The 22,428-nt window shown below is 69.8% G+C and carries 15 protein-coding genes; 5 read left to right on the forward strand and 10 right to left on the reverse strand.

The features are described 5' to 3' along the window. Positions 1 to 263 precede the first annotated feature (263 nt). The 3 genes from M8C13_RS02005 to M8C13_RS02015 all read left to right on the forward strand — a co-directional run bounded on the left by M8C13_RS02005 (position 264) and on the right by M8C13_RS02015 (position 4,359). A complete protein-coding gene (locus M8C13_RS02005) occupies positions 264 to 1,781 on the forward strand; it encodes a cellulase family glycosylhydrolase (protein WP_252478670.1) in 1,518 nt (505 codons plus the stop codon). 33 nt (positions 1,782 to 1,814) lie between these two features. Continuing rightward, entirely contained in the window at positions 1,815 to 3,788 is a 1,974-nt protein-coding gene (locus M8C13_RS02010; protein WP_252478671.1) for an NPCBM/NEW2 domain-containing protein, read from the forward strand. 214 nt (positions 3,789 to 4,002) lie between these two features. Next, complete coding sequence (locus M8C13_RS02015) at positions 4,003 to 4,359, forward strand: nuclear transport factor 2 family protein (RefSeq protein WP_252478672.1); 357 nt, start codon at positions 4,003 to 4,005, stop codon at positions 4,357 to 4,359. Positions 4,360 to 4,466: 107 nt separating this feature from the next. Here M8C13_RS02015 and M8C13_RS02020 read toward each other — a convergent pair whose 3' ends face one another. The 3 genes from M8C13_RS02020 to M8C13_RS02030 form a co-directional block, all read right to left on the reverse strand. After that, positions 4,467 to 6,482 carry an alpha-L-rhamnosidase C-terminal domain-containing protein gene (locus M8C13_RS02020; RefSeq protein ID WP_252478673.1) on the reverse strand — a complete coding sequence of 672 codons (2,016 nt, stop codon included), beginning with the start codon at positions 6,480 to 6,482 and terminating at the stop codon, positions 4,467 to 4,469. An 84-nt stretch (positions 6,483 to 6,566) separates the two neighbouring features. Continuing rightward, a complete protein-coding gene (locus M8C13_RS02025; RefSeq protein ID WP_252478674.1) occupies positions 6,567 to 9,386 on the reverse strand; it encodes a glycoside hydrolase family 2 TIM barrel-domain containing protein in 2,820 nt (939 codons plus the stop codon). Positions 9,387 to 9,438: 52 nt separating this feature from the next. Then, positions 9,439 to 10,392: a dienelactone hydrolase family protein gene (locus tag M8C13_RS02030; RefSeq protein WP_252478675.1), complete on the reverse strand. Its 954-nt coding sequence runs from the start codon at positions 10,390 to 10,392 to the stop codon at positions 9,439 to 9,441. A gap of 665 nt (positions 10,393 to 11,057) precedes the next feature. Here M8C13_RS02030 and M8C13_RS02035 point away from each other — a divergent pair. Next, a complete protein-coding gene (locus M8C13_RS02035; RefSeq protein ID WP_374213012.1) occupies positions 11,058 to 12,128 on the forward strand; it encodes a hypothetical protein in 1,071 nt (356 codons plus the stop codon). Next, positions 12,101 to 12,979, forward strand: a complete 879-nt coding sequence (locus tag M8C13_RS02040; protein WP_252478677.1) for an alpha/beta hydrolase — start codon at positions 12,101 to 12,103, stop codon at positions 12,977 to 12,979. The genes M8C13_RS02035 and M8C13_RS02040 overlap by 28 nt, the downstream gene beginning before the upstream one ends. Before the next feature lie 112 nt (positions 12,980 to 13,091). Here the strand turns inward: M8C13_RS02040 and M8C13_RS02045 are convergent, their stop codons facing one another. From M8C13_RS02045 to M8C13_RS02075, 7 genes are all read right to left on the reverse strand, one after another. Continuing rightward, positions 13,092 to 14,162 (reverse strand): SGNH/GDSL hydrolase family protein, encoded by a 1,071-nt coding sequence (locus M8C13_RS02045; RefSeq protein ID WP_252478678.1) that lies wholly within the window; start codon positions 14,160 to 14,162, stop codon positions 13,092 to 13,094. Between the two features lie 108 nt (positions 14,163 to 14,270). Then, positions 14,271 to 15,125, reverse strand: a complete 855-nt coding sequence (locus tag M8C13_RS02050) for a LacI family DNA-binding transcriptional regulator (RefSeq protein ID WP_252478679.1) — start codon at positions 15,123 to 15,125, stop codon at positions 14,271 to 14,273. After that, positions 15,126 to 17,582 carry a glycoside hydrolase family 2 protein gene (locus M8C13_RS02055; RefSeq protein WP_252478680.1) on the reverse strand — a complete coding sequence of 819 codons (2,457 nt, stop codon included), beginning with the start codon at positions 17,580 to 17,582 and terminating at the stop codon, positions 15,126 to 15,128. It lies immediately after the preceding gene. 86 nt (positions 17,583 to 17,668) lie between these two features. Further along, positions 17,669 to 18,694 (reverse strand): glycosyl hydrolase, encoded by a 1,026-nt coding sequence (locus M8C13_RS02060; RefSeq protein WP_252478681.1) that lies wholly within the window; start codon positions 18,692 to 18,694, stop codon positions 17,669 to 17,671. 49 nt (positions 18,695 to 18,743) lie between these two features. After that, on the reverse strand, positions 18,744 to 19,619 hold the full coding sequence (locus M8C13_RS02065) for an ABC transporter ATP-binding protein (protein WP_252478682.1): 876 nt from the start codon (positions 19,617 to 19,619) through the stop codon (positions 18,744 to 18,746). After that, complete coding sequence (locus M8C13_RS02070; RefSeq protein ID WP_252478683.1) at positions 19,616 to 21,424, reverse strand: dipeptide/oligopeptide/nickel ABC transporter permease/ATP-binding protein; 1,809 nt, start codon at positions 21,422 to 21,424, stop codon at positions 19,616 to 19,618. The genes M8C13_RS02065 and M8C13_RS02070 overlap by 4 nt, the downstream gene beginning before the upstream one ends. Before the next feature lie 12 nt (positions 21,425 to 21,436). After that, entirely contained in the window at positions 21,437 to 22,426 is a 990-nt protein-coding gene (locus M8C13_RS02075; RefSeq protein WP_252478684.1) for an ABC transporter permease, read from the reverse strand. Positions 22,427 to 22,428: the final 2 nt, after the last annotated feature.

Genomic DNA, 22,428 nt, shown 5'->3' on the forward strand with positions numbered 1-22,428 from the left:
GCAACGCCCCATCAAGTTGGCTGAATAGCCCGGTCGACAGGGACGGTTAGGCCGGATCGACCAGCGCCGGCACAGCCGCCGTCGGCAGTCATCAGCGCAGCGTGTTGACTTACTTCGGCTACCTGCGTAACCATCTTCATGGTCTTCAATCCTGCGTCGGCCAACGCGGTTGATTCAACTCCGGGTTTGACATCCGGCTTTCGCCACGATTCATCTGGGAGCGCTCCCAGACTGACAAACCTCCCCTGCACGAAGGAGTGCTGATGTCGGGAACAGTCAGAAAACATCGCACCGCGCTCGCCGCGCTGGCTGCCGCGGTATCCCTCGCGTGCACGGCCCTGATCGCAGTGGCGGGCGGGTCGTGGGCGAACGAGGCGAGGACGGCGGGCGCGTTCGCGTGCCGGGTCGACTACACGACCAGCGACTGGGGCAACGGGTTCGGCGCCACTGTGACCATTGCCAATCTCGGTTCATCGGCGGTCGACGGCTGGACGCTCACCTACACCTACGCGGGCAACCAGTCCCTGCAACACGGCTGGAACGGGACCTGGTCCCAGTCGGGCAAGAAGGTCACCGTCACCGGCACCAGCTGGAACAGCACCATCCCGGCGGGCGGCAGCGTCAGCGCGGGAGCCAACTTCTCCTACAGCGGCAGCAATGCCAAGCCGACTGACTTCGCCGTCAACGGCGCCGCGTGCACCGGCACCCCACCGCCGACCACCACCACGACCACGACGAGCACTCCGCCGGTCGACGTTCCCGCGCCGGCACTGCGCGTGGCCGGCAACAAGCTCGTCACCGCGAAGGGCGAGCCGTACCGGCTGCTCGGGGTGAGCCGCTCCAGCGGCGAGTACGCCTGCGTGCAGGGCAAGGGCATGTGGGATGGCGGTCCGGTGGACCAGGCGTCGGTGAACGCGATGAAGACCTGGAACATCCACGCGGTGCGCGTCCCGTTGAACGAGGAGTGCTGGCTGGGTGTCCACGGCTCGCCCGGCGGCGCCGCCTACCAGCAGGCCGTCAAGGACTACGTGGACCTGCTGGTGAAGAACGGTATCAACGTGATCCTCGACCTGCACTGGACCTGGGGCGCCTACACGAGCGGGCCGGAGTGGCACTGCAAGGACGAGCACGCGGTGTGCCAGAAACCGATGCCGGACGCGCGGTACGCCCCGCAGTTCTGGGCCGGTGTCGCCACCGCGTTCAAGGGCAACGACGCCGTCGTCTTCGACCTGTTCAACGAGCCGTACCCGGAGATCGGCAGCGACAAGAACCTGGGCTGGAAGTGCTGGCGGGACGGCGGCACTTGCGCCGGTCTCCCCTATGAGACCGCCGGTATGCAGGACCTGGTCGACGCGGTGCGGGCCACCGGCGCGACCAACGTCCTCATGCTGGGCGGCCTCGAGTGGGCCAACGACATGCGGGAATGGCTGGCCCACAAGCCGATCGACCCGTTGCGCAACATCGCGGCGTCCTGGCACGCCTACAGCTTCAACGCCTGCGCCAACGAATCCTGCTGGGACAGCCAGATCGCCCCGCTCGCCCAGCAGGTCCCGGTCGTGCTCGGCGAGTTCGGCCAGGACAACTGCGGCTTCGACTACATGCGGCGGTTGGTGAACTGGGCCGACGCGCACGGCATCGGCTACCTCGCGTGGACCTGGAACCCGTGGGGGTGCAGCACGGGGGCCGTGCTCATCAAGGACTGGACCGGCACGCCGGAGCCCGGCCTCGGCGAGGGCTTCAAGGCCCACCTGCTCAGCCAGGACCCCTACGACGTCCGGTAGCTCCGCTGCCCCCGAGTACCAAGGAGAGCGTTCATGCGTCGCGAGATCGCGCTGATCGTCTCGGCACTGCTCCCCCTTTCCCTCCCCTTCCTCACCCCGACCGCGGCCGGCGCCGAGCCTTCCAGGGCAACGGCCGCGGTGTTGTCCACTCCCCCGTTGGGCTGGAACTCCTGGAACGAGTTCGGCTGTGACATCGACGAGACCCTCATCCGGCAGACCGCGGACGCCATCGTGTCCTCGGGAATGCGGGACGCCGGGTACACCTACGTCAACATCGACGACTGCTGGATGGCCCGCGAACGTGACGCCGAGGGCAGGCTGCAAGCGGACCCGGCGCGCTTTCCGAGCGGTATCAAGGCGTTGGCGGACCACGTGCACGGCAAGGGCCTGAAGCTGGGCATCTACTCCTCGGCGGGCACCCACACGTGCGCGGGTTTCCCCGCCAGCCTCGACCACGAGGAGGTGGACGCGCGGACGTGGGCGGACTGGGGCGTCGACTACCTCAAGTACGACAACTGTCACAACGAGAACCGCCCGGCGCTGGAGCGGTACCGCGCGATGGGTGAGGCGTTGCGCAAGACCGGCCGGAACATCGTCTACAGCCTGTGCGAGTGGGGTCAGAACCGGCCGTGGGAAGGACTCGGCCGGGCGGTCGGCGGGCACCTGTGGCGGACCACCGGCGACATCTCCGACAACTGGACCTCGGTGATGGGCATCCTCGACCAGCAGGTCGGCCTGGAGCGGTACGCGGGGCCGGACAGCTGGAACGACCCGGACATGCTGGAGGTCGGCAACGGCGGCATGACCGACGCCGAGTACCGCGCGCACTTCGCACTGTGGTCGGTGCTCAACGCGCCACTCATCGCGGGCAACGACGTCCGCTCGATGGACGAGGCGACCAGGCGCATCCTGCTCAACCGTGACCTGCTGGCGGTGAACCAGGACTGGTCGGGCAGCCAGGGTCGCAAGGTGCGTGACGACGGCGAGCAGGAGGTCTGGGCCAAGCCCATGTCGGACGGCTCGGTCGCGGTCGTCCTGCTCAACCGCGGTAAGAGCAACGCCGCCATCGGCGCGACCGCCGCCGAGCTCGGCCTGCCGAAGGGAAAGTCCTACCGCGTCAAGGACCTGTGGACCAAGGAGCAGCACGCGAGTTCCGGCATGATCCGCGGCGGCGTCCCGCCCCACGGCGCGGCGGCGTACCGGGTGTGGCCGGGCGGCACCGCGAAACTCGCCCCACTGACCTCGTTCACCCTCACCGGACCGGAGCTGGTCGAGGGCTCCAAGCCGTTCGCGGTGACGGCCGGCCTGGTCAATGACGGCACGTCCGCGCTGATCGGCGCCAGGGTGCAGCTCCAGGTGCCGGACGGCTGGGTGCTCAACGGCCCGTCGGTGCGCGAGACGCCGTTCGTGCGGCCCGGCGGCAGCTTCACCGCCACCTGGACGGTGACGGCCAGACCCATCACCCCGGCCGCGACCGTGAAGTTGACCGCGGCGGCGGGCTATCACACGGCGGCGGGCGCGCAGTCACGCTGGAGCGAGCTCGCGCCGCCCCTGGTGACCGCACCACCCCAGGGCGCGCACCGCGTTTCCGGCCTGCCGTTCGTCTCGGAGGTCAACAGCTGGGGCCCGGTGGAACGCGACCGCAGCAACGGTGAGCAGGCAGCCGCCGACGGCAGGCCGATCAGCATCGGCGGTGTCCGGTACCAGACCGGCCTTGGCGTGCACGCCGCCTCGTCCGTGCGGGTCTACCTCGGCACCGGCTGCTCCGCGTTCTCCGCGCAGGCCGGCGTGGACGACGAGACGAACGGCAGCGGCAGCGTGCTGTTCCGGGTGCTGGGCGACGGCCGCGAACTCGCCGTCACCCCGGTGCTGCGGGGCGGTGCGGCGGCGGTGCCGGTCCAGGCCGACGTGACCGGTGTGCGGATGCTCGAACTCCAGGTCACCGACGGCGGTGACGGCAACACCTCCGACCACGCGGACTGGGCCGCGGCCACCATCACCTGCTGACCACCTGGCACACGAGGGCGGTGGCCCGGCGCGCTGCCGGCCACCGCCCTCGCGCGGCACGCACACCTACCTCAACGACCGCGGTCCGCTGACGTCGCTGTTCAACGGGAGCGGGCTGGTGGTCGACGTGTACGGTGATTCGACCGCAGACAGCGTGACGGGGGGCGGATCTGCTCGGCCGGTCGCACTCCGGCAGGAGCAGAAGGAGATTCGCATGGACAAGAACGCCGTTGTCGAACTGGTCGAAAAGTACATCGCGATGTGGAACGAACCGGACAACCGGGTTCGACGGGCAATGATCGACGAGGTTTTCACGCCGAATGCCACGTACACCGACCCGACCGTCGCCGCCGACGGCACCGCGGCCATCGACGAGTACGTTGGCACCGCGCAGAAGAACTTCACCGGAATGCTCTTCACCTATGACTCGGTGTTGACCCACCACGACGCCGTCCACTTCTCCTGGCAGGTCGGCCCCGCCAGTGCCCCGCCAGTGGCGAGCGGCTTCGACGTCGCGTGGTTCGAGGGCGGCCGGATCAGCCGGCTGTTCGGCTTCTTCAACGGCTTCTGACGCCCTCGATCGCAGCGTCCGCCCTCGCCTTGGTGCTGCTGGTCACGGCGGCAGTTGTCGCCGCCGTGACCAGCGCTGCACTCCAGTGATCTGGCGACCGATGAGGATCAGCCGCGGGCGGCCACCCGGTAGTCGCCCGCGGCGCTGACCGACAGGTGGACATAGGACCCGTCGCTGTGCCCGCCGGTGACGCCGGCGCCGGCGGAGAACGTCCCCCGGTGCCAGACGGTCTTTCCGTTCACGGTGATCGTCGTGTCCGGACCGGAGGCCGGGACGGCGATGGTGCCGCTGGTGCCGCCCGGGGCGGTGACGTTCATGTCGAACCCGCCGCTCGCGCGGCCCCATTTGACCGCCAGCGGCCCGTGCGGGGTGGGCACCTGCCCCACGCTCCAGCTCAGCGATCCGGGCTGCGGCTGGACGATCCAGGTGGCGTACCCGGCGCGGACCGGCCGGATACCGAGCACGTAGTTGGTCAGGGCCGAGGTGGGGGCGGACGACCAGCCGTGGGCCAGGCTCGTGCTGCCCTTGGGGATGGTGCCGTCGGGGTTCAGGTTCTCCCACAGGGCGCCGGTGTAGTTCGGGCCGGGCCGGACCATCTGGCTCCAGACATCGTTGAGCAGCTGCATCCCGCCGGTGGTGTCACCAGAGGCCAGCCGGGCGCGCAGCTCGAAGCCGGAGACGAACGGGCTGACCAGTGGGGAGAAACCGGGGCCGGAGAAGGGCCGCGGGCCGTGCGGGCCCCACAGCGTGGACTTCAGCTTGGCCAGGATGCCGGGGACGGCACTGGCGGGCGCGACGCCGAACTGGATCGCGTCGGCGTTGGCGTCCTGGGCGACGGTGCCGCGGACTGTGTCGCTGAGGTCGTAGACACCGGTGCGGGAGTTGAACAGGTGGGTGTTGATCGCGGTGCGCAGCGCCGCCGCCTTGTTCGTGTACTGCGTGGCGAGCTCGGCCTGGCCGGTCTCCCGCGCCAGGTAGGCGCTCTCCGTCAGGTTCAGGTAGTACAGCACGTTGTACCTGGTCACCGCGCCGGTCTTGGTGGCGTCGTACCAGTCCCAGTCCTTGCCGTCGCTGGCGTCGGTGACCAGCAGTCCCAGCGAGTTGAGCCGTGAGGCGTTCCAGCCGAGCTGCCGCTGCACGATCGGGAACTGCGACCGGACGAAGGCGAGGTCGCCGGTGGCGCGGTAGTAGTCGGCCAGGCTGGGGGTGAAGTACAGGGAGTAGCTCGTGGAGTAGCACGCGGTCGTGCCCGGCTTGGGCGGGCCGGTGTGCACCGGTGTCTGCGGTGGCAGGCATCCGGTGACGAACCCGCTGCTGAGCTGGTGGCTGCCGAGCAGCCGGAGGGACTGCTTGAGGTACTCGTTACCGTTGGCGCCCAGGCTGACGTAGTTCGTCGGTCCCTGGATGTAGATGTCGCCGATCCAGACGTTGCGATCCCGCTTGGCCCCGTCCAGGATCAGCGGCAGCTGGTTGCCCGCCAGTCCCGCGGGCAGCATGGCGAGCTCGTTGGTGTAGGTCCCGGCGTACCAGATCTTGTTCAGCTCCTCGGAGCTGGACATGAAGTGCCCCTGGTACTTGTCCGCCGTGGCGCGGTAGGCGCTGAACCGGATGCCGACCGCGCTGAGCGTGACCGAGCCCGGGGAGGTCAGCGTGATCTCCTGGAACCGCTGGCCGCCCTGGATCAAGCGGTGGTTGATCGTGCCGGCCCCCCGGATGGTGTAGCTGTTGACCCTGGACGGATCGCCCGCGTTGAAGGCGCCGCCGCCGTCGCCCTTGGCGCTCATGAACTGCCTGGCCTCGCTGTAGGCGGCGCGCAGGACCGGGTTGCCGCTGTGCGCGGTCACCGTGAAGTACGGGAAGCCACCGACGTTCTTGCCGTAGTCCAGCAGGATCACCGGGGCGGGCCCGCCGGGCGCCATGGTCAGCTTGGCGGTGCCGCGCCCGCCTGGGGCCAGCGCGGCCGCGTTGGTGACATTTCCCGAGGTGCGCGCCACGGCGACCGGGGTCACGTTCGGCGTGGCCGGTGCCGCGACGTACTGCTGCCAGTTGGGGTTGGCCGGCCAGGGCGTGGTGTCCGCGGCGGCGGGCGGGCCGCCGCTCACCATCGTCGCGGCCAGTGTCACCACCGCGAGTGCGACCAGCCTTGGGCTTCGATGGCGACTCGATTGTCTGCGCATCGTCAGTCCTCTCCTAGTGATAGCGCTTGCTCAGGCACCGAAGCGGAAGTGGATGGTCCGCCGGTAGTCACCTGTGGCGAGGTTGGGCCCGCTCTCCGGCCCGAGGGCGTCCGTGGCGTGGAACTTGTTCCCGATGGCGGGTATCCCGTCGAGGAACGAGAGGTCGCCCGAGGGGAACGGAGCGGTCGCGAATCGCGGATCGGGGCCGACCCTCGGCGTGAACAGGTGCAGGAACAGGCCCTCCTGCTCGGCCACCATGGTGATGTCGCCGGATGTCGTGTGCAGGACGGCCCAGCGGGTGTTCGCGTGGTACCCCTTGAACTCCGGGTACTTCCAGCCCTCCGCCCCGGTCGCGGTGTCGTTGTGCTCCTTGGTCCACACACCGGGCGTCACACCGCGCCTGCGGTTCTTCCACACCCGATGTGGCCCGTCGCCGAGCCAGGTGACACCAGTGGCCTGCGACTGGGGAAAGGCGAAGGTGACGCCGAGGAAGTCGTGGGGCCCGGTGCGGTGGTAGTGGTAGTCCAGGCGCAGCCATCCGCTGGTGTCCAGGCGCCAGCGCACGGACCGGAGGTCGCCGGTGTAGTCGGCCTGCACCACGTGCGCCGTGCCGTCGCGGAAGTGCGTCAGCTTGCGCAACGCCGAGGTTCCCACGGCCAGCGCCGGGCCGTTCGCCAGCGGCACCGGCTTGCCGCCACGCTTGACCGCGGCGAGTCTGCCGGTGTCCTTCGCGATGGTGACACTCGTGGCGCCCGCGGTCATGGTCACGCCTGCCGGGTCCTCGGTCACCGTGACGCGGTCGATTGTGGGGCGTGGCAGCACGATCCGCTCACGGAAGTCGGCGGCTTTCTTGATCATCCACACCCAGTCGGCGATCGGCTTGCCACCGGGGTCCGTTGTGGTGACGCGCAGGGCATCCGCCTGGTTCCAGTTCTCCGGCAGGCCGAGCACAAGCGCGCCGGTGGCCCTGGGGGCGATGTCCGGGCTCCGCACCGCGCCTTGCGCCACCACCCTGGACGCGGTGCCCGAGGCGCCGGGCAGGCGGAGCTGGAGCAGCTGCCACTCGAACGAGCACCGGTTCAGGTTGTGGAAGTCGTACCTGTTGACGATCCGCACCGTGCCGTCAAAACCGGACGGGAACGAGGTCGCGTAGTAGCCGGGATCGGCGAGCTGAACCGGGGACCAGATGTCCTGGACCGTGAAGAAGCTGCCTTCCTTTTCCCGGTAGGGGCCGAGGATGCCGTCCGGGGCCAGGTTTCCCCTGACGTCGATCGCACCACCCCGGTCTCCGCGCGCGACCCCCTCGTCGCAGAACGCCCAGATGAAGCCGCCCGCCGAACGCGGTGCGGTGCCCAGCAAGGCCCAGTAGTCGTTCAGTCCCGCCCCGCCGCCACCGTCGTACAGGCCGTGCAGGAACTCGGTGGGCATGAAGATGTCGGGCTTCGCGAGAATCGCGCGCGTGCTGTCGTAGGACTCGTAGTGGTCGGTGTTGATGCCGCCGAAGTTCGCCCACGGGTGCAGCACCGCGCGGCCCTGCGGGTCGTACCTGGCGAAGTGCGCGTCCAGCGCGGGGTTCCAGCCACCCTCGTTCCCGTTGGCCCAGAACAGGATGGACGGATGGTTGACGTCGCGGGTCACCGTCTCGGCGACCAGCGGGGCGCCCGCTCGTTCGCTGTAGGGCTTCTGCCAGCCCGCGAGCTCGTCCATCACGTAGAGGCCGAGCTCGTCGCACAGGTCGAGGAAGAACGTGTCCGGCGGGTAGTGCGACATCCGCACGGCGTTCATGTTCATCTCCTTCATCAGGAGAATGTCCTGCCGGGCCAGCCGCGGGCTCGACGCCCGGCCCAGGGTCGGCCAGATCGTGTGCCGGTTGCTGCCCTTGAGGATGATCTTCTTGCCGTTGACGTAGACGCCGTCACCCCGGCGCACTTCCACTGTGCGGAAACCGAATCGCTCCGACACGCTGTGCACCGTCGCGCCCGTACGGTCGACCAGCCGGATGTCCAGCCGGTAGAGGTCAGGTGTCTCGGCCGTCCACAACTTCGGCCCGCTGACCGAGGTGGCGAGCCTCGTCCTCGTCGCCCCAGCCTGCACGCCCACCTCGAACGCACTGCCCACCGCCTCACCCCGCGGCGTGCGCACCTGCCCGACGACGCGGTGACCGGCGCCGGCTCCGGCGAGGTACACCTCCGCGGCCAGGGTGCCGTTCGCCCGCGCGTCGACCGCGATCCGGTCCACGTGCGCGGCGGGGAAGGCTTGCAGCGACACCGGCCGGTAGATGCCGCCGAAGTTCCAGTAGTCGCCCCTGCGTTCGGCGTTGTTGACCGAGTCGTCGGCGGACTCCTTGCTGACGGTCACCTCGAGCAGGTTCGGCACGCCCGGTCGCAGCAGGGCCGTGACGTCGTAGCGGAAGCGGTAGAAGCCACCTCGGTGCACCGGGCCGACCGAGCTGCCGTTGAGCCAGGCCTCCGTGTCCGTCATGGAACCGTCGAAGACGAGGTAGACCCGGCGGCCCGACCAGCTCGCGGGTGGGGTGAAGCGGTGCCGGTACCTGCCTTTCTCCGCCGGCACCAGGTTCGAGCCGTAGTTGTAGCTGCCGTAACCCTCGCACTCCCAGTTCGACGGGGTGGCGATCCGGCTCCAGACCCCGCTCCGCCGTCCGCTCGTGCACAGGAAGTCCCAGTCGACCGGGTGGTCGGCGTCCAGGCCGGTCAGGTAGAGCGTCTCGGTTTCAGCGCCGGTGGCGGCGGAGGCGGCCCTGCCACCCGCCACCGCCCCCACGCCCGGCAACGCGATGGCCCCCGCTCCCACGGCGCCGATCTTGAGCAGCTCCCGACGTCCGATGTCCATAGTGGACTCCAGTGGTTGGCGTGTGGATGACTGAGGTTGACGGCTCCCTGCCTTAGCCCCGGGTGCCGGGCACCACGAGCGGGCAGGTGTTGCGGTAAGCGGTGATGCCGTTCGGGTCCTTCAACGGGCACAGGAACTGGTGGTACCGGGTGTCGTGATCGACGAAGCTCTTCAGCCACGGGATCACCACCCGCATCTGCAGCTGGTTCGGACGAGTCGGAAAGCCGTGGCCGGCACCGGCGAAGACCAGGTAGGCCTTCTCCGTGGTGGCCGGGATCGCGCGGTACAGACCGTCCACAGAGGACGGAGTGACCGTGCCGTCGTGCTGACCGGCGATGACCATCGTCGGCACCCGGTCGTTGCTCGGCGCGCCGGAGGGCTTGAACGGCGCCAGGCCGACCGAGGCCTTCAGCGACGGGCGCTGCTGCGCCGCGACGAGCGCTCCGCCACCACCCATGGAATGGCCCATCACCGCCAGCCGCTTGGCATCGACCCGGTCGCGGACCGGGCTGCGCTGCGTGAGGTAGTCCAGCGCGGCCAGCAGCTGCGTACCCCGCGCGGTGTCGAAGTCGTTGCGGCCGTTGGTGTCGATCCCGATCACGACGAACCCGAACGAGGCCAGCCAGGGTCCCATCCAGGCGCCTTCGGCCGCCCAGGTCGCGGTGTACCCGGGCACGATCGCGATGGCGCCGAACGTGCCCTGTCTGGTGTCGGTGGGGTAGTAGATCCGCCCGCCGCCGAAGCCGTTCCCGCGCGGCACGCCGATCTCCGCGGTCGCGAAGGTGCCCCGGGAGGCGGCCACGCTGGCCGAGGTCGGATTTGGGCCCCGCTGGTAGGGGTTGTCCGCGGCCGATGCGGGAACCGCCGCCACGCCGGAGGTGACGACGCCGAGCACAACAGCGAAGACGGGCACGGTCCGCCGAAGCAGTCGCAGCAGGGAGGCGCGCCCGCGCCTGGCGGGCACGGCCTCGCCGGGTCGCAGGGTGTCAGAACCGTTCAGGGACATGGGATTTACCTCTTTCGCGGAGGGATCGCGAGCAGGTTGCAGGGTGGTGTCGCAGGAGCCGCCAACGGTGAGTGGGCAGCGAGCCGTGCGAGGCACGGTCCTCAATGGACGGTCGTGACCCGTGCCCAGCGAAGCGGGACACAGCGGTGACAGCGATCTGTGAACGTGCACAACACTTCTGTGTCGCCCACCACACCAATGTAACCGTATTCATTGGCTGGTTTCAAGGGCCGGACGACCGGATTCTGGGAACGTGCACAGACCACTCCCTGACCACCGGGGACTTGTCCATCGTGGACGACTCGCTGGGTGCCACCGCGCCGGGTACGGCCGGTGCGCCGATGTCGAATCTTTCGTCGAACTCGCGGTCGATTCGACGAAACCACTGCACCGCAACAGGTTCTTCATTGCTCACGTCGCGGAACCGCCGAGGGCGAATGCCCTGTTCACGGTGCGGGTCGATACCGTGAGAGCGACTTGCCGGAAACGTTGACGGCGCACGGACCATGGTCTTGACGTCTTCCCCGAAGCCGGAAGCCCAAGTATGGTAACGCGAACATCCCCCCTGAGGTGGATTTTCCCTGCGCTGCCAACAACTACTGGGCATTCGGCGTGCCTCCTGCCGCACCGCCCGGGAGAACAAACCCTGACGAATGGACCCTGCCATGCACAGCCCTGGTCGCCACCGCCGCGGCCTACCCCGCCACCGCCGCCGCACCAGCCCCCGCACAGGCCGAGCAGCTCAACCGCGGCCTGATCAGCGTGCACACCGGCACCGGCAACTTCCCCGCCCGAGCATCATCATGGCGCGCGGCTACTACACCCGCGCGGTGGTCTCCGCCTGGGACTTCCGCAACGGACAGCTCACCCGACGCTGGACCTATGACTCCGGTCGCAGCGGCGGGGCGTTCGGGCAGGGCAACCACAACCTGTCAGTGTCCGATGTCGACGGTGACGGCCGCGATGAGATCATCTACGGCTCGGCCACCATCGATGACAACGGCGCGTTGATGTATCGCACCGGGTTCGGCCACGGCGACGCCCTGCACGTCAGCGACCTGGTCCCGAACCGACCGGGTCAGGAAGTGTTCACCGTGCACGAGTCGGGCAACCAGCCCGCGATGGACGTCCACGACGCCCGCACCGGCCAGGTCATCTACCGGGCACCGGCCTGCAACTGCGGCAACGGCCGCGGGGTCGCCGCGGATGTGTGGGCGGGTAGTCCTGGTGCGGAGATCTGGTCGGGTGCGGTGGGCGGGTTGCGCAGCGCGGCCAACGGCAACCAGGTCGCCGCGCGCAAACCCGGCTCGCAGAACTTCGTGATCTGGTGGGACGGCGACGCCCAGCGCGAACTGCTGGATGGCACGCAGATCAGCAAGTACGGCACCGGCGGCGACACCCGCCTGCTGACCGGTTCGGGGGTCTCCTCCCACAACGGCACCAAGTCCACTCCGGTGTTGCAGGCCGACATCCTGGGTGACTGGCGGGAAGAGGTCATCTGGCGCACCAGCGACAACCGGGCGCTGCGGATCTACTCCACCACCACGCCGACCTCGATCAGCCGGGCCTCGTTGATGCAGGACCGGCAGTACCGGCTGGCGGTGGCGTGGCAGAACACCGCCTACAACCAGCCGCCGCACGCCAGCTTCCTCACCCCTGACCCTACCCCGCACAACCATCCGCGCACGCAAGGAGCCCTGCCATGTCCATGCAACGACGTCAATTCCTCGGCCTGAGCGCCGCCGGAGCGGCGGGCCTCGGCCTCGGCCTGCTCGGCGCCGGACCGGCACTCGCCGCGGTCAACCCGCTGGGCGCGCCGACCACACCATTCGCCGTCGGCGTGCGCCAGTACAACTGGATGCGCGGCAGCCGCCGGATCACCACCTACGTCTACTACCCAGCCAAAGGCACCCCCGGCGGCCGCCCCGTCACCAACGCGCCCGTGGCCGACGGCGTCTTCCCGGTCTGCGAGTACACCCACGGCCTCGGCGGCAGCCCGCAGACCTCCGACAACCGCATCCGGCCGCTGGCCGAAGCGGGCTTCATCGTCCCGGCGCCGCACTTCGCCGCGGCCGGCATCGGCGATGCCAGGAACGGCAACCTGGCCAGGGACGTCTCCGAGGTCATCACCCGGACCTTGGCGCTCAACACCGGCAACGACCCGCTGCGGGGCCACATCAACGCCGCACCCGGCGTCGGCGTCTCCGGTCACTCCATGGGCGGTATGACCACGCACAGCCTGCTCACCATCGCTCCTGACCCGCGGATCACCGCCGCGGTCGCACTGGCCTGTGTGGACATGGGCAACCCGAGCAGCAGTGTCAAGGCCAAGGTCCTGTTCATCCACGGTGACCGGGACAGCACCTGTCCGATCTCCTCCGCCCGCCAGGCCTACCGGGAACTGCCACGCCCCAAGGCCTTCCTCACCTTCCGCGGCGGGAGTCACAGCAGCTACTACGGCGACTCGCGGATGCGCGACACCTTCGTGGACTGGATGCGCTGGAGCCTCTACGCCGACACGGTGGCCCGCGACCGGCTCCACTCCGACGCCACCTCCAGCGGCACCATCTGGGAGGCGCAGCTGTAAGAGGAAAGCGCTTCCACTCACCGGTGTGGCTGCGGCCAGGACGACGAACTCGTTGTCCTGGCCGCAGCACGCGCGCACAGCCACCGAGAATCCGTCACGCTCGCGACAAGCCTCAGCGACGGGTCCACTTCTGGTTGGCCTGGCCGTTGCAGGGCCACAGCTGGGTCCTCGTGCCGTTCGCGGTGCCCTGCCCGGCGGCGTCGAGACACAGGCCGGACTGCACGCCCGTGACGGAGCCGTCCGGGTTCAGCGTCCACTGCTGGTTGTGCTGCCCGTTGCAGTCCCAGATCTGCACGGCGGTGCCGGCGGTCGTGCCCCGCCCCTCGACGTCGAGGCACTTCGAGCCGAACACGCGCAGTTCGCGGGCGTTCGTGGTGCTCCAGCGCTGGTGTGCGCCGCCACCGCAGTCCCACAGCTGAGCCCTGGCGCCGTTGGCGGTGCTCGCCGCGGCCGCTTCGAGACAGCGCCCGGACTGCGTGCCGACCAACGCCGACGCCGTGCCGGCCAGACCGTCCAGCGCCGCGGTCAGCGCGGGGTACCAGCGGCTCTCGATCTTGCGGATTCCGGTGGTGCCGTTCGGGTGCACGCCGTCCGTGGTGTCCGCCGTGGTGCTGAACCCGGTCCACTGGTCCACCACCGTGATCGGCGACCGGGCGGTGGAGTTGGCCCGCGCCCAGCCCGGGATGGCGTTGTTGAGCTCGACCACCCGTTGCCCGCACTCGGGACAACCGCTCGGGTTCATCGGGATGATCTGGGCGAGGAGCACCCGCATCCCGGGGTTGCTTGCCCGCATCTGGTTCAGCAACGTGGTGTAGGCGCTCAGGATCGCGGTGGTGGAGATGTTGCTCCACACGTCGTTGGTGCCCAGGTGCATCAGCACCACGTCGGGCCGGGTCGCGGACAACCAGCCCGGCAGCTGGTTCTGCTGGGCGATCCGCGTGGCGAGGAAGCCGCCGTGCCCTTCGTTCTCCCCGTCGTAGGCGAACCCGCAGCCCGGCGCGGGCAGCGTGCCCACGAAGTCGACGTTCGTGCGACCGGTGTCCCGCAGGTGCTGCCACAGCAACGCCCGCCAGCAGCCTGGAGACCCGGTGATCGAGTCACCCAGGGCCATGATCCGCACCGGCGCCGCCGCCGAGGCCGCGGCCGGTAACGGGATGAGGCAGGCCAGGAGCGCGGCGAGCACGCAGGCCGGCCACGATCTCCACCAAGTGATCCTTTTCGCAGACATGGCACCTTCCGTTCGCGAAATCGCCGAAGATCGACGTCGATTGCGGAGTGGGCTGTGCGGTGGTCAACGTTGGACGGCGAAGGAGGAACTTTCCCGGATGACGAGGGTGGCGGTGGGCGACCACCGTTCGGCGACCGGGTCTCCCCCGATCAGTTCGAGCACCGACTCGGCAACCGAGACGCCGAACTGGTGCACGTCCACGCTCATCGTGGTCAGCGCGGGCGAGGCCAGCCGGCACAAGGTCGAGTCGTCCCAGGCGACCAGGCTGAGCTCGCCGGGCACCGGGACACCGAGTTCCTTCGCCACGCCCAGTCCGGCAACCGCCATCACGTCGTTGTCGTAGAGGATCGCGGTCGGCGGCTCGGGCCTGCCGAGCAGCGCGGCGGTCAGCTTCGCGCCGGACTCCTCGGAGTAGTCGCCTTCCAGGACCATCGGATCCGCACCGGCCGCACGGCAGCCGTCAAGCATGGCCGCGGTCCTCGCCGCGGTGTGCAGCAGGCCGGCCGGGCCGGTGATCCGGGCGATGCGGGAATGACCGAGTTCGAGCAGGTGGTGCAGTGCCTCCCTGATCGGTCCGGCGTCGTCGGTGCGCACGGCGGGCGCGCTGAGCTCGGCGGCGGGTTCACCGACGACGACCACGGGCAGGCCGATCTCGCTGAGCACCGCGGGCCTCGGGTCCTCGACGGACCGGTTGACCAGCACGACCGCGTCGACCAGCCGATCGGCCGCCCAGCGCCGGTAGGCGGCGAGCTCCGCGTCGTGCGTGGCGACCACGTGCAGCAGGACGGACAGGTCCTCGCCGGTGAGGCGTTCCTCGATGCCGGCGATGAACTCCATGAAGAACGGCTCGGCGCCGAGCAGCCGGGCCGGGCGGGCCAGCACCAGCCCGACGGCGCCCGTGGAATCCGCGGTGGCCACTCAGGACCTCGCCCTCGGCGCGCAGAGCCCGTTGGCACTGCGCAGGACCAGCGGCCCGGCGAGCACCGCGGGATCGGCGAGCCGGGTTCCGGTCCGCACGAGGAACGAGCGGGACTCACCGGCGAGCATCGGCACCAGCATCTCCTCGACCACAGCATCCGGGGCGACCCGGTCGGCCAGCACCGCGACATCCCGGGCGAAGGAGGTGGCGCGCACGTCGACACGGTAGCCGCCCTCGACCGCCGCCACCTGCGCGGTCAGCGGCGCGGGGTCATAGGCCAGGTCGAGATCCTCGCCGAAGGTGTGCACGACCCGGGCCTGGTCCGTGGTCGCGACGAGCACCTCCCCCGCCGGAGCGGACGGGCTGAGCAGGGCCGCCGGCAGCTCGACACCGGCGACGGATCGCGCGTTCACCGAGAACGGGAGCACGGTCTCTTCCAGCACCGCTCCGGCGAAGGACTGCCGCTGGACCCGCAGGTCACCGCTCCACTGCTGGTCGTGATCGTTCACCACGAACAGGACGGACCTGTCCTCCCTCGGCTGCACCGTCAGCAGGCGGGGCGCGAACGCGTGCCGCAGCGCGTACCAGAGCGGCTTGCGCCGCCCCTCGCTGTCGACGGCCGCCCACGAGGTGGCGGGCCAGCAGTCGTTGAGCTGCCAGACCAGCGCACCCGCCGTACGCGGCCACCACGACCGGAAGTGCTCGATGCCGAAGGCCACCGCACGTGCCTGGTTGAGCTGGGTCGCCCAGTGCCAGTCAGCGAAGTCCGCCGGCACCGGCAGGTGGGCGGCCAGCCCGCGTTCGAGCTTTCCGTTGCCGTCGTCGGCCTTCTGGTGCAGGAGGAACCCCGGCGAGGTCGGGGTCAGTGGTTCGTCGTGCACCCAGCTCGACAGCGTCGCCCAGGTGGGCGGGCCCTGGAACCCGAACTCCGAGCAGAAGCGCGGCACGTGGTCGCGGTAGCGCGTGTAGTCGATGTGGTTCCACACCTGCCAGTCGTGGCGGGTGCCGTGGTCCGCGTCGTTGGGATGCCGGTCGCCGGGGCTGTACGGGCTGCCCGGTGCGTAGTGCCGGGTCGGATCCAGCTCGGCGACGATCGCGGGCAGCAGTTCCGTGTAGTACCGCAGGCCCCAGGTCTTCCCGCCCAGCGTCTCCGGCCAGCCCCAGTCGGCGAAGCCCCACAGGTTCTCGTTGTTGCCGTTCCACAGCGCGAGCGACGGGTGGCCGGTCAACCGGGCCACGTTCTCCCGCGCCTCGGCCGCCACCTCGCTCCACAACGGTTCTTCCTCCGGGTAGGCGGCGCAGGCGAACGGGAAGTCCTGCCACACCAGGATTCCGCGTTCGTCGCAGACGTCGTAGAAGTCCTCGGTCTCGTAGATGCCGCCGCCCCACACCCGCAGCATGGTGAAGTTGGCCTCGACGGCCTGGTCGACCCGGCAGGCCAGGCGGTCCCGGGTGACGCGGGTGAGGAAGTGGTCGTCCGGGATCCAGTTCGCACCCTTGGCGAAGATCGGCCTGCCGTTGACCACGAAGGTGAACGGGGTGCCGATCTCGTCTGGTTCGGTGTCCACCGTGATCGTGCGGAACCCGATGCGGTGCTCGGTCGCGTCGATCGTCTCGCCGTCGGCCTCCAGCGACACGGCAAGCTCGTACCGGGGTTGCTCGCCATATCCGGCAGGCCACCACAGCCGCGCACCCGGGACCAGCGCGGTCGCCACGGCCTGGTCACCGCTGAACGGAACCCGTGCCGTGCGTCCGTCCACCGTGACCACCAGCCACAGCGGCCCCGTCCCGGACTCGCCGCGCTCGAGGTCGGCGTGCACCTCGACCCGGCCGGTGCCGTCGGGGTCGACGGTGACCAGCGGGCGGACCGAGGCCAGGCGGCCGGTGTGCCAGCGCTCCAGGCGCACCGGCCGCCAGATGCCCGCGGTCTGCAGGTCGGGACCCCAGTCCCAGCCGAAGGAACAGGCCATCTTGCGGATCATGTTGAACGGGTGCGGGTAGGCGTGGTCCCGCCGGCCCAGCTCCCGCTCAAGCTGTTCGGCGTGGGTCAGCGCGGCGGAGAAGGTGACGGTCAGCTCGTTGGCGCCGTCGCGGAGCAGGTGCCGCACGTCGAACCGGTGCGTGCGGTGCATGTTCACCGCGGTGCCGACCGGCAGGCCGTTCAGCTCGACGGCGGCCACCGTGTCCAGTCCCTCGAACACCAGGTCGATCCGCTCGTTCCCGGCCGGCGCCCTGGTCTCGAAGGTCAGCTCGTAGCGCCAGTCCGTGCGGTGCATCCAGGTGAGCGACTCCTCGTTGCGGTCGAGGAAGGGATCCGGGATCAGCCCCGCGGCCAGCAGGTCGAGGTGGGTGCTGCCGGGCACCGCGGCAGGCACGCGGGCCGCCCGCACACCGTCGGGCGCCGGGCCCGCCGCGACGCTCAGCTGCCACCCGTCGTGCAACGTCTGGCGCTCCATCGTTTTCCTCGCTCCCCGATGCGACGGTAAACCCGTGGCAATTGTTACGTTGGCAAATAAAGTAAGTCAACGTCTTTCATGACCGGCTACCTCAGGTTCGGCAGCTCGTCGCGGGTGATCACATAGCGGTGGCCGTACACCTTGCGCAGGTGGCTCAGCGAGTTGCTCTGCGTCAGGTGGTTGCCGTGCCAGGTGCCGAAGAGCACCCAGCGCGCGCCTGCGGACTGCAGGCGGTCCGGGTCCGGGATGGGACCGTTCTCGTGCAACGCGATCGGGATAGTGCCGCCCACAATGTTGCGCACGGAGTCGTACATCGGCTTGAGCGGGTCGTAGTTGCCGTCACCGGCGTAGGTGTCCGCGCCACCGACGTCCACAAAGGACTTCCCGGGGTAGAACGAGGACTGCGGAGCGCCGTTGTACCCGTGCAGCCACACCAGGTTGTTCAGCCCCTTGACCCTGGTGAAGTAGTCGAACATGAAGCGCCACAGCCGGTTGTACTGGGCGCCGCCCTCCTTGCTCCACCAGAACCAGGTGCCGCCCGCCTCGTGGAACGGGCGCCAGATCACCGCCGCGCCCGCGTTCTTCAGCTGCCGCAACATGCCGGCGGCGCCGTCCAGGCGCTGGATGAACGAGGTGTGCTCGGCCGTGCCCGGCGTCAGCACGGCGTTGATCGACACCGTCATCTGGCTGCCCTGGTAGGTGTCCGGCTTGGTCGGTGCGCCCATGTGGTAGCCGATCATCGGGATGCCGCCCGCCTGCCACCACGCGATCGCCCTGGGCGCGAGGTCCTTGGAGTCGCCGTAGTCGAGTCCGCGGATGGCGGGCAGCTTGCCCGTGTGGTTGCGGATGTGGTTCATCTCGTACTCCGGGCCGCCGATCCAGGTCGACTCCTGCTGCCCGGAGAGGATGTGGTTGCCGTACTGGCTGTACAGGTAGCACAGCAGCTTGCGGGCCTGGGGCGTGGAGTTCGGGCCGACCGGGGTGGCCGCGCACTCCGGGGCGAGGGCGGAGGCCGGTGCCGCGGCCGCGACGGCCGGGTTCGCCAGTGCGAGCAGGGGTGCTGTCAGGACGAGCGCGGACAGGGCCGCGCCCACCCGGTTGAGGTACCGCATGAGATCTCCTTTGATCGCTTGCAGGGGAGCTGGCTGGCAGGGGACCGGATCACGCGGCGCCCTCCCACTGTCCGGTGTGGTGGTCGTAGGCCGCGCCGGTGCCCGCTGCGACCACGAGGTCGCGCCCGGCCTCGACCGTGCGGCCGCGGGCCTCCGGGTCCGGCGAGGCCGCCGCGAGCAGCTTGGTGTAGGGATGGCGGGGATCGAGGATCACCGCGTCGGCCGGGCCGCGTTCGACCACCCGGCCCCGGTACAGCACCAGGATCTCGTCGGAGAAGTGGCGGGCCGTGGCCAGGTCGTGCGTGATGTAGAGGACGGCGAGGTTCTCCTCGCGCTGCAACCGGGCGAGCAGCTTGAGCACACCGAGCCGGATCGAGACGTCCAGCATGGACACCGGCTCGTCGGCGATGACGATCTCCGCGCCCGGGGCGAGCGCACGGGCGATGGCGACCCGCTGGCGCTGGCCGCCGGAGAGCTCGTGCGGCCGCCGCTGGAGGAAGTCGCGGGGCGGCAGCAGGGTCACCCGCGCCAGCAGCTCCTCCACCCGCTGGGCCGTCTCCGCACGTCCGCTCGCCCTGTTGTGCAGGCGCAGCGGGCGGGCCAGGTGGTGTTCGACCGTGTGGAAGGGGTTGAGCGAGGCGAACGGGTCCTGGAACACCATCTGCACGCGGTGCCGGTAGTCGCGGTCCCGCACCGGGACACCCGCCGGGCCGGTGACCACGATCTCGCCCGCGGTGGGCCGCTCCAGGCGGGCGATCATCCGCGCGATGGTCGACTTGCCCGAGCCGGACTCGCCGACGAGCGCCACGGTCCGGCCGGGTTCCAGGGTGAAGGAGACGCCGTCGACCGCGCGCAGGGTGCTGCGGCGCAGGCCGCCGCGGACGGTGAAGTCCTTGACCAGATCGCGGGCCCGCAGCGTGGTCATCGCAGTCCTCCTTCGGGCGGCACCGGCTCGGCGTCGCGGATGAACCCGCCGCGTTCCCCGGTGAGGCTGGGGAAAGCGGCGAGCAGCTCACGGGTGTAGGGGTGCTCGGCGGCGCGGTGGATCTGCTCCGCCGTGCCGAGCTCGATGATCTGCCCCTCGCGCATGACCGCGATCCGGTCGGCGATCTCCAGCAGCAGCGGCAGGTCATGGGTGATGAAGACGACCGCGAAGCCCAGGTCGTCGCGGAACCGCAGGATCTCCTGCAGGATGCCGCGCTGCACCACCACGTCCAGCGCCGTGGTCGGCTCGTCCATGATCATGACCTGCGGGTCGAGCAGCAGCGCCATCGCGATCATGACCCGTTGCCGCATGCCGCCAGAGAGCTCGTGGGCGAAGGAGCCGAGCCGCCGCGGGTCGACACCGACCAGTTCCAGCACCTCGGCGCACCGCTGCCGCCGATCGCCGCGGGACATCTCCGGCCGATGCGTGCTGAGCACGTCGTCCAGCTGCGCACCGATGGTCGTCACCGGGTTGAGCGCGTTCATCGCGCCCTGGAAGACCATGGACAGCTTCGACCAGCGGAACGCGCGCAGCTCTTCCGGCGCCAGTGCCAGCACGTCGATGTCGGCGCCGTCGCGGTCGTGAAAGGTCACGGACCCGGAGGTCACCTCAGCGGGCGGGCGGTGCAGCCGGTTGACCGCGTAGGCCAGGGTGGTCTTGCCGCACCCGGACTCCCCCGCCAAGCCGAGGATCTCGCCCCGGCGCAGCGTGAAGGAGACCTCGCGCACCGCATGCACCGGCGAAGGTCCTTGGTACACCACGGAAAGGCGCTCGACGGTGAGCACCACCTCGTCGTTCGCGCGCGCGGCCGGTCGCGCAGGCGTCGCCACCGGAACCCGGTCCGCGCGCAGCGGCACCTCCCGCAGCTTCGGGTTGATGACCTCGTCGATGCTGAAGTTCACCAACGAGAGACCGCATCCGAACAACGCGATGATCAGTCCCGGCGGGACGAACCACCACCACGCGTCGAGTTGCAGGGCGAACCCGTTCTGGGCGAAGAAGAGCATCGTGCCCAGCGTCGAGGAGTTGGAGGCGCCCAGCCCGAGGAAGGACAGCCCGGCCTCGCCGAGGATCGCCGCGATCACCGCGAACACGAACTGGGAGGCCAGCAGCGGCAACAGGTTCGGCAGGATCTCCACCGTGACCACCCGCCAGGGCCGCTCCCCCGCGACGCGCGCCGCGGCGACGTAGTCGCGGTTGCGCAACGACAGCGTCTGCGCCCGCAGCACCCGGGCCGACGCCGCCCAGCTGGTGATCGCCAGCACGATCGCGATCGTCCACGCGCCGCGCTGGTCGGCAGGCACGAACCCGGCGATGACGATCACCAGCGGCAGGCCGGGGATCACCAGCATCACGTTGGAGAACAACGAGAAGAACTCGTCGGTGAAGCCACCTGCGTACGCGCCGATGATGCCGAAGAAGGCGGACAGGACGGTGGCCAGCACGCCCACCAGCAGGCCGATCTGCAACGAGCCCCTGGTGGCGTGGGCGAGCTGGGCCAGCACGTCCTGGCCGGTCTGGGTGGTGCCCACCGGGTGCTCGCCGCCCGGCGGGGTCAGGCCGATGTCGCGCACCGTGTCCGGATCGCCGGTGAACAACGGCCCGAGCACGCCGAACAGGGTGATCAGGAGGATCAGCCCCAATCCGACGCCGAGCCGCGGCGTCCAGCGCGGCAGCATCGACCGCCAGCCCGCCCTCGTCGCCGCGACGGCGGACGGGGTGGTGACTGTGCTGATGTTGGTCACGGCCCGCTCCTCTCAGCCGCTCACGCGGGTTCGGGGGTCGATCAGGGCGTAGAGCAGGTCGACCACGAGGTTGGCGCCGAGCACGGCGATGGTGATCACCAGGAAGATGCCCTGCATCAACGCGTAGTCGTTGTTCTGCACCGCTTGCAGCAATCGCCCGCCGATGCCGGGATAGGAGAAGACCTGCTCGGTGACGATCGAGCCCGCGACCACAAACCCCAGCGAGATCGCGAAACCGGCCACCGACGGCAGCACAGCGTTGCGCGCCGCGTAGCGGATCATGATCCGGCTCTCCCGCAGCCCTTTCGCGCGTGCGGTCAGCACGTAGTCCTCGGACATGGCCGACACCATCATGTTGCGCATGCCCAGCAGCCACCCGCCGACCGAGGAGATGACGATGGTCAGGGCAGGCAGCGTCCCGTGGTAGAGCGCCGAGGAGATGAACTCGGCGTTCCACCCCGGCGACAGCACCACGTCGTACCCGCCGAGCAACGGGAACCAGCCCAGTGCCGAGGACAGCAGCGCCACCAGCAGCAGCGCGAGCCAGAAGTACGGCACCGCCGCGAGCACGGTGGTGGCGGGCACCAGCGTGTCCAGCCAGGTGCCGCGCCGCCAGCCGACCACCGCGCCGAGCGCGACCCCCAGCACGAACGACAGCAGGGTCGCGATGCCGACCAGCGCGATCGTCCACCACAGCGAGGCCGCGATGACCTCCGACACCGGCGCCGGGAAGACGCTCACCGAGATGCCGAGGTCGCCTTGGAGGAGCTTGCCCAGATAGGCGAAGTACTCGCTCACCACGGACTCGTCCCGGCCGGTGCCGAGCAACAGCTCGTAGGAGCGCCGCACGGACGGGTCGATCGAGCCGCCGCGCTGTTGCAGCCTCGCGATCAGGATGTCCACCGGGTTGCCCGGCATGAGTCTCGGGATGACGAAGTTCAGGGTCACCGCCGCCCAGAGGGCGACCAGGTAGAACGTCAGCTTCCGGGCGTAGTACGCCATCG

The sequence above is a fragment of the Crossiella sp. SN42 genome (assembly GCF_023897065.1).
GTDB lineage: Bacteria > Actinomycetota > Actinomycetes > Mycobacteriales > Pseudonocardiaceae > Crossiella.

What these genes read in the sequence shown, in the direction of transcription:
- M8C13_RS02005 (WP_252478670.1), top strand. Translation starts at nt 264, where the DNA reads ATGTCGGGAACAGTCAGAAAACATCGCACCGCGCTCGCCGCGCTGGCT.
- M8C13_RS02010 (WP_252478671.1), top strand. Translation starts at nt 1,815, where the DNA reads ATGCGTCGCGAGATCGCGCTGATCGTCTCGGCACTGCTCCCCCTTTCC.
- M8C13_RS02015 (WP_252478672.1), top strand. Translation starts at nt 4,003, where the DNA reads ATGGACAAGAACGCCGTTGTCGAACTGGTCGAAAAGTACATCGCGATG.
- M8C13_RS02025 (WP_252478674.1), bottom strand. Translation starts at nt 9,386, where the DNA reads ATGGACATCGGACGTCGGGAGCTGCTCAAGATCGGCGCCGTGGGAGCG.
- M8C13_RS02030 (WP_252478675.1), bottom strand. Translation starts at nt 10,392, where the DNA reads ATGTCCCTGAACGGTTCTGACACCCTGCGACCCGGCGAGGCCGTGCCC.
- M8C13_RS02035 (WP_374213012.1), top strand. Translation starts at nt 11,058, where the DNA reads ATGCACAGCCCTGGTCGCCACCGCCGCGGCCTACCCCGCCACCGCCGC.
- M8C13_RS02040 (WP_252478677.1), top strand. Translation starts at nt 12,101, where the DNA reads ATGCAACGACGTCAATTCCTCGGCCTGAGCGCCGCCGGAGCGGCGGGC.
- M8C13_RS02055 (WP_252478680.1), bottom strand. Translation starts at nt 17,582, where the DNA reads ATGGAGCGCCAGACGTTGCACGACGGGTGGCAGCTGAGCGTCGCGGCG.
- M8C13_RS02060 (WP_252478681.1), bottom strand. Translation starts at nt 18,694, where the DNA reads ATGCGGTACCTCAACCGGGTGGGCGCGGCCCTGTCCGCGCTCGTCCTG.
- M8C13_RS02065 (WP_252478682.1), bottom strand. Translation starts at nt 19,619, where the DNA reads ATGACCACGCTGCGGGCCCGCGATCTGGTCAAGGACTTCACCGTCCGC.
- M8C13_RS02075 (WP_252478684.1), bottom strand. Translation starts at nt 22,426, where the DNA reads ATGGCGTACTACGCCCGGAAGCTGACGTTCTACCTGGTCGCCCTCTGG.